The 6,332-nt window shown below is 57.9% G+C and carries 6 protein-coding genes; 5 read left to right on the plus strand and 1 reads right to left on the minus strand.

Annotated elements, in window-relative coordinates; genetic code table 11:
* Positions 1 to 58 precede the first annotated feature (58 nt).
* Genes AAC636_RS08005 through AAC636_RS08025 form a run of 5 tightly spaced genes read left to right on the plus strand, consistent with a single transcriptional unit; the run spans position 59 to position 5,234 of the window.
* Positions 59 to 1,123 (plus strand): Ldh family oxidoreductase, encoded by a 1,065-nt coding sequence (locus tag AAC636_RS08005; RefSeq protein ID WP_340301051.1) that lies wholly within the window; start codon positions 59 to 61, stop codon positions 1,121 to 1,123.
* Positions 1,120 to 2,298, plus strand: coding sequence for an NAD(P)/FAD-dependent oxidoreductase (locus AAC636_RS08010; protein WP_340301052.1), 1,179 nt, complete (start codon positions 1,120 to 1,122; stop codon positions 2,296 to 2,298). Before AAC636_RS08005 ends, AAC636_RS08010 begins: the two co-directional genes overlap by 4 nt.
* 27 nt (positions 2,299 to 2,325) lie before the next feature.
* Complete coding sequence (locus tag AAC636_RS08015) at positions 2,326 to 2,772, plus strand: OsmC family protein (RefSeq protein WP_340301053.1); 447 nt, start codon at positions 2,326 to 2,328, stop codon at positions 2,770 to 2,772.
* 24 nt (positions 2,773 to 2,796) lie between these two features.
* Positions 2,797 to 3,606 (plus strand): enoyl-CoA hydratase, encoded by an 810-nt coding sequence (locus AAC636_RS08020; RefSeq protein WP_340301054.1) that lies wholly within the window; start codon positions 2,797 to 2,799, stop codon positions 3,604 to 3,606.
* Positions 3,603 to 5,234, plus strand: a complete 1,632-nt coding sequence (locus tag AAC636_RS08025) for an acyl-CoA synthetase (RefSeq protein ID WP_340301055.1) — start codon at positions 3,603 to 3,605, stop codon at positions 5,232 to 5,234. The genes AAC636_RS08020 and AAC636_RS08025 overlap by 4 nt, the downstream gene beginning before the upstream one ends.
* A gap of 5 nt (positions 5,235 to 5,239) precedes the next feature.
* On the opposite strand, the gene AAC636_RS08030 is transcribed toward AAC636_RS08025, so the two are convergent.
* Positions 5,240 to 6,172, minus strand: a complete 933-nt coding sequence (locus tag AAC636_RS08030) for a 3-hydroxyacyl-CoA dehydrogenase (RefSeq protein ID WP_340301056.1) — start codon at positions 6,170 to 6,172, stop codon at positions 5,240 to 5,242.
* Between the last annotated feature and the right edge of the window lie 160 nt (positions 6,173 to 6,332).

The raw sequence follows: 6,332 nt of genomic DNA on the forward strand, positions 1-6,332 counted from the left end.
GCATCGCCCGTGGCACTGAGGCAACATGCGCGAAATTGTAAGCTGGCGGGAGGATAAAATGACAGCGCAAGGGCAGGATGATAATCAAATTTGGGTCAGTGCCGAGGCCATAACAAATTTCAGCCACGCCATATTGCGCGCTGCGGGCGCAGATGAGGCCACAGCCACAACCACTACAGATGCCATGATGCATGCCAGCCTGCATGGCGTAGACAGCCACGGCTTCCGCCTTTTGCCGCATTATCAGGCGGTCATGCGCGGCGGGCGCGTCAACCCGCGCCCCAATCTCAAATTCACCAAAACCCGTGCAGGCACGAGCATGTTGGATGCGGATGATGCGCATGGCGCACGCGCGCTTTATGCCGCGGCGGATCATGCCGCCGATTTGGCCCGTGAGGCGGGCATTGGCGCGGTTGGGGTGATGAACAGCTCGCATTACGGCGCTGCGGGTGCCTATACCATGGCCTTGGCCAAGCGCGGGATGGGTGGCATGGTCTTTGGCAATTCAGACAGTCTTGTGCGCCTGCATGACGGGGCCGAACGGTTTCACGGCACCAATCCGATCTCGATCGCCTTTCCCACCGCAGGCAACCCTTGGCTTTTGGATATGGCGACCAGTTCCGTGCCCTATAACCGCGTGCAACTTTATGCCTCCCTTGGCGTGACCTTGCCCGAAGATGTCGCATCTGACGCCGCAGGTGTGAACACAACCGACCCTAATAAAGCTGAAATGTTGGCCCCGCTCGGGGGCGAATTCGGGTTTAAGGGGGCCGCATTGGGGGGCGTTGCAGAAATCTTTTCAGCGGTTTTCACGGGCATGAAAATCTCGCCCGATCTCGATGCCATGGTGGGCGGTGACATGACCCGTCCGCGGGGCGTGGGGGGATTTGTGATTGCCATTGACCCTGAGGCCTTTTTGACAGGCCCGATATTCATTGCGGGCATGGAGCATTACCTGACCAAGCTGCGCAACAGCACGCCCCGCACAGGCGCGCGCGTCATGGCGCCTGGGGATCGCGAATGGGATGTGGCCGCCTTACGCGCTCAAAAGGGCATCCCCCTTGACCCTGTTACCCAAGCAAGCTTTGCTGAACTGACCAAGACAACAGGATTGTCGCTGTGAGGGGGCGCTTTGATATCGCGGTGGTTGGTCGTGGCCTGATGGGCACAGCCGCCGCGCGGTATCTGGCGCAAATGGGTCATCGCGTGGCCCTAATCGGCCCCTCCGAGCCGCAAAACCGTGCAACCCATGATGGCCCCTTTGGCAGCCACCATGATGCAGGGAGGATCACGCGCGGCCTTGCTGAAAAGGCGGATTGGTCCCGCCTCGCCTTGCGCTCAATGGCGCGATACCGTGAACTTGAGGCGGTATTAGGGCAAGGGTTCTACACCCCATGCGGGGTGATGATGGCAGGGCCAATCGCAGGGCCCGCTGCGGATTTTACGCACGCCTTTCTGCAGGCTGCTGAGGCATTGGCCATTCCTCATGAGCGGATTGATGATGCAGGGCTTGCGGCGCGCTTTCCCTTTATGCGGTTTCCCGTAGGAACAGCCGCCGCATGGGAGGCCGCAGGCGGTTGGATCAACCCCCGCTTGTTGCGCGCCGCAGAGGAGCGCGCGATGGAACAGGCGGGGGGCGTGGTGATTGACGCCGCCGCCGTGGCGCAGGAGCAGGGCACAGTCACCCTTACAACGGGCGAAACAGTGGATGCGGGGCATGTCGTCATCGCCACGGGGGGCTATGCGCGCACCGACAGGCTTTTGCCCGCCCGCCCCGATATGAACGTGATGGCACGCACCGTGCTTTTGGCCGAAATCGCGCCCAATGATGTGGCGCGCTTAGCCGAGATGCCCACGCTGATTTCCATGCCCGAAGATGGGCGCATGGATGAAGACCTGTATCTGCTGCCCCCGATCCAATATCCCGATTGGAAATATTATCTGAAAATCGGGGGCGAACCTGCCTCGCCAAGCCTGACCACTCAGGCTGAGATGACCGCATGGTTCCGCTCTCAGGGCAGCGCAGAGGCCGCTGCGCGTTTGCAAGGCTATTTGACGGCAATTTTACCTGATCTGCCCGTGCAATCCTATCACACCGATACATGCGTCATCAGTTTCACCGCCACAGGATACCCCTATATCGAGCGGCTTGATGATCACCTGACCATTTTGACAGGGGGCAATGGGGCCGCCGCGAAAAGCTGTGATGAAATCGGTCGCCTGGGGGCTTTGGCGGCCACAGGCCAACCCCTCGCCCCTGAGGGGTATGACACCGATTTCAAAACCAAATTTATCTGATTGTAACGAGAGAAAGGTTGCAGCGTCATGAGCCTATCTATCACCCTAAACTGGCATCGCCAAGAGGCCACGCTGACCCCGCAGAAATACAGCAACGCCCATCAGATCACCTATACTGATGACACTAAGGTCATGGGGGATGCCGCGCCGGATTGGGGCGGGAATGCCGCCTATACCAATCCAGAACAGGCCTTCGCCGCTGCGATGTCGAGTTGCCATATGATGACCTTTCTGGCCCTTGCCGCGAAAGCAGGTTGGCCTGTGGCAAGCTACAGAGACCATGCCGTGGCCCATTTGGGCAAAAGCCCAAAAGGCCGCATAGCCGTGACCCGTATTGATCTGCACCCCAAAGTGACATTTGATACGGGCTTTTCGATGGATCAGGAAACGCTTGACGAGATGCAGCACCGCGCCCATCGTTATTGCTTTGTTGCAAATTCCATCGCCGACTATGTTGAGGTGACGATCAGCTAAGCCCCTAATCCGGGAGAGGATGCCATGACCATAGCCAGCCAAACCAATATCCTAGACAGCGCGCTTGATGCGCGGGGGATTTTACGTCTGACCCTAAATGACGAAAAACGCCGCAATGCGCTGTCTGAGGCGATGCTGAATCGCCTTCTTGAGGCGATCCATGCGGCAGGCGATGATCCTGAGGTGCGGGTGGTCATTCTTGCCTCTCGTGGCCCCGCTTTTTGTGCGGGTCATGATCTAAAGGAATTGACCGCCGCCCGCGCTGAGGACGATGGGGGGGGCGCCTATTTCACCAAGATCATGGCGCTTTGCGCATCCGTAATGCAGGCGATTGTAGCCTGCCCCAAGCCCGTGATTGCCGAGGTGCGGGGCGTGGCCACGGCGGCGGGGTGCCAATTGGTTGCGACCTGTGATTTGGCGGTGGCCGAAGACGGCGCGCGCTTTGGCACACCAGGGGTGCATATAGGGCTATTTTGCTCGACCCCCATGGTCGCTTTGTCGCGCAATGTCAGCCATAAACACGCGATGGAGATGCTGTTGACGGGCGATATGATCGCGGCCCCGCGTGCGGTTGAGATGGGGTTGGTGAACAAGGCCGTCCCTGAGGCAGAACTCAGCGCCACAACCGAGGAGATGGCCGCCAAAATCGCCGGAAAATCCACAATGACCCTCGCCACTGGAAAATCGGCCTTCTATCGCCAAGCTGAAATGGGGCTGTCCGAAGCCTATAATTATGCCGCGCAGGTTATGGTGGATAATATGCTGACCCATGATGCCGAAGAAGGGATAGGCGCCTTTATCGAAAAACGTCATCCACAATGGCAGGACAAATGAGCCAGATTTATCACGATGACCCAAGCCTTGCGCGGCGCGCGGCCAATCATCAACCCCTCAGCCCGCTGAGTTTTCTTGAGCGCGCTGCAGGCAGTTACCCTGATCATGTGGCCATCATTCATGGCCCCTTGCGCCGCAGTTACCGCGATTTCTATGCGCGCGCGCGGCAATTGGCGTCTCGCCTGACACAAGACGGGGTGCGCAAGGGCGATAATGTCTCGGTGATCCTTGCCAATACACCCGCCATGTTGGAATGCCATTACGGCGTGCCAATGTGCGGCGCTGTTCTGCATTCTATTAACACGCGGCTTGATGCGGCCATTATCGCCTTTCAGATCGACCATGCCGAAAGCAAAATCCTGATCGTAGATGCGGAATTCATGCCACTGGCCCAAGAGGCGCTGCAACTGGCGAAATCCAAGCCGCAGTTGGTGCAATATGATGACCCCGAATATGACGGCCCGCGCAGCGATGTAATAGCCGAAGATTACGAGGCCTATCTAGCCAAAGGCGATCCTGACTATCAATGGGCCCTGCCCGATGATGAATGGGATGCGATTGCGCTTAACTACACCTCCGGCACCACGGGCGATCCCAAAGGTGTGGTTTATCACCATCGTGGGGCTTATTTGCTGGCACAGGGCAATGCGCTGATCACTTCGATGCAGAAACACGCGGTCTATCTGTGGACCTTGCCGATGTTTCACTGCAACGGTTGGTGCTTTCCTTGGACAATTTCCGCCATTATTGGCACCCATGTCTGCCTGCGCCAAGTGCGCAGCGCGCCGATTTGGCGCGCCCTGACCGAGGATGGCGTAACCCATCTATGCGGCGCGCCAATTGTGATGTCAGTGATCTTGGATGCGCCGGAGCGAGAGCAACTGCCATCACAGGTGAATTTCTTTACCGCCGCAGCCCCGCCGCCTGAGCGGGTCTTGGCCGATATGCAACAGGCGGGGTTTGATGTGACCCATCTTTACGGCCTGACCGAAACCTATGGCCCTGCCGTGGTCAATGAATGGCATCAGGAATGGTCAGATTTGCCCCTGCCCGAACAAGCGCGGCTTAAATCGCGTCAGGGCGTAAAATACACGCCGCTGGAACAGTTGGAAGTGCTTGATCCCGATACATTGCAGCCCGTCCCGCGCGATGGGGAAACTTTGGGCGAGGTCATGTTCCGCGGCAATGTCGTGATGAAGGGATATTTCCGCAACCCAAGCGCCACCGAAAAAACCTTTGCGGGCGGCTGGTTCCATTCGGGCGATTTGGCGGTGATCCACCCAGATGGGTATATTCAGCTGAAAGACCGCTCAAAGGATATCATCATCTCGGGCGGCGAGAATATTTCCTCAATTGAGGTGGAGGAGGTGCTTTATGCACACCCTGCCGTGGCTGTCGTGGCCGTGGTGGCCAAGCCAGACGAGAAATGGGGCGAGACGCCTTGCGCCTTTATCGAGTTGAAATCAGGGGAAAGCGCCAGCGCAGAGGATCTGCGCGAATGGTGCCGCGACCGCCTCGCCCATTACAAATGCCCGCGTGATTTTATTTTCACGGAGATCCCGCGCACAAGCACGGGTAAAATCCAAAAATTCCAATTGCGCGACATGGCAAAGGCAGGGGCAAGCTAACAGGCTTACCCCCTGCTATCCCCCGCACGCCGCGCGCGCAAAAGCTCCATAAGCTTTAGATCGCGCGCGCGATGCGCCTCGGGCAGGCTGTCTTGCGGGTGCAGGGCATCCAAATAGGACGTCAGTCCCTGGTCTAAGGCGGATGACCAATCGCTGATCTTTGTATCGCCCTCAAACATACTCTGATACATGCCCGCAAAGCGCGTGACATAATCCGACACGCCCCCTGGTGCATTCAGGTGGATCGTTTCGAACGGCCCCATAAACGACCATCGCATCCCCAAACCATCGCAAATGGCGCGGTCAATATCCTCGGGCGCGGCCACGCCGTTTTGCAGCAGCTTAAACGCCTCAATCAGCAGCGCACCTTGCAATCGGTTAACCACAAACCCGTCAATCTCGCGCTTTAATGTAATTGGAATTTGCCCTGTCTGTGCAATCAAATCGCGCACTTTTTGGGTGACCTCAGCTGCGGTAAAGGGGGCAGGCACAATCTCAACGGCGGGCACCAGATGGGGGGGATTGATCGGATGCACGACCAAGCAGCGCGCGCCCCCCGCGACATCAGCCGCATAGGACGAGGCAGGAATGCCCGAGGTTGAACTGCCAATCGGCACATCAGGCGGCAGAATTGCATCCATCTCCGCAGTCAGGGCCGCCTTTACATCGCGCTTTTCTGGGCCACTTTCTTGGACATATATCACCCCCTCAAGCGCCGCGGCCAAGTTCGCAGCCACGCTGATCTGACTGCGATACTCTCGTGCGGCAATCAGGCCGTGATCGGCTAAATCCTGCAACCGCGCCAAAACCTTTGGCGCCGCGCCATCGGCAACACCCGCGATAGGATCATAAAGCACAACATCATGGCCCGCTGCCACAAACACAGCCCCCCATGCCTGACCAATCAGCCCTGCCCCCACAATCGCAATCTTGCCCATATATCCCGCCCTCCAAAATCATATCTGTCGATATGCTATAGGATCGGCGGGGCGGCATTCCAGATGAAAAAGAAAACTGGCGCACCCGAGAGCAGGTTCGATGCATATCCTATGCACCAATCATGCTCTCACGTAAGCATTATCAATAGGTTATGTGATT

The organism is Roseobacter sp. HKCCD5988 (genome assembly GCF_037830355.1).
Classification (GTDB): Bacteria; Pseudomonadota; Alphaproteobacteria; order Rhodobacterales; family Rhodobacteraceae; genus M30B80.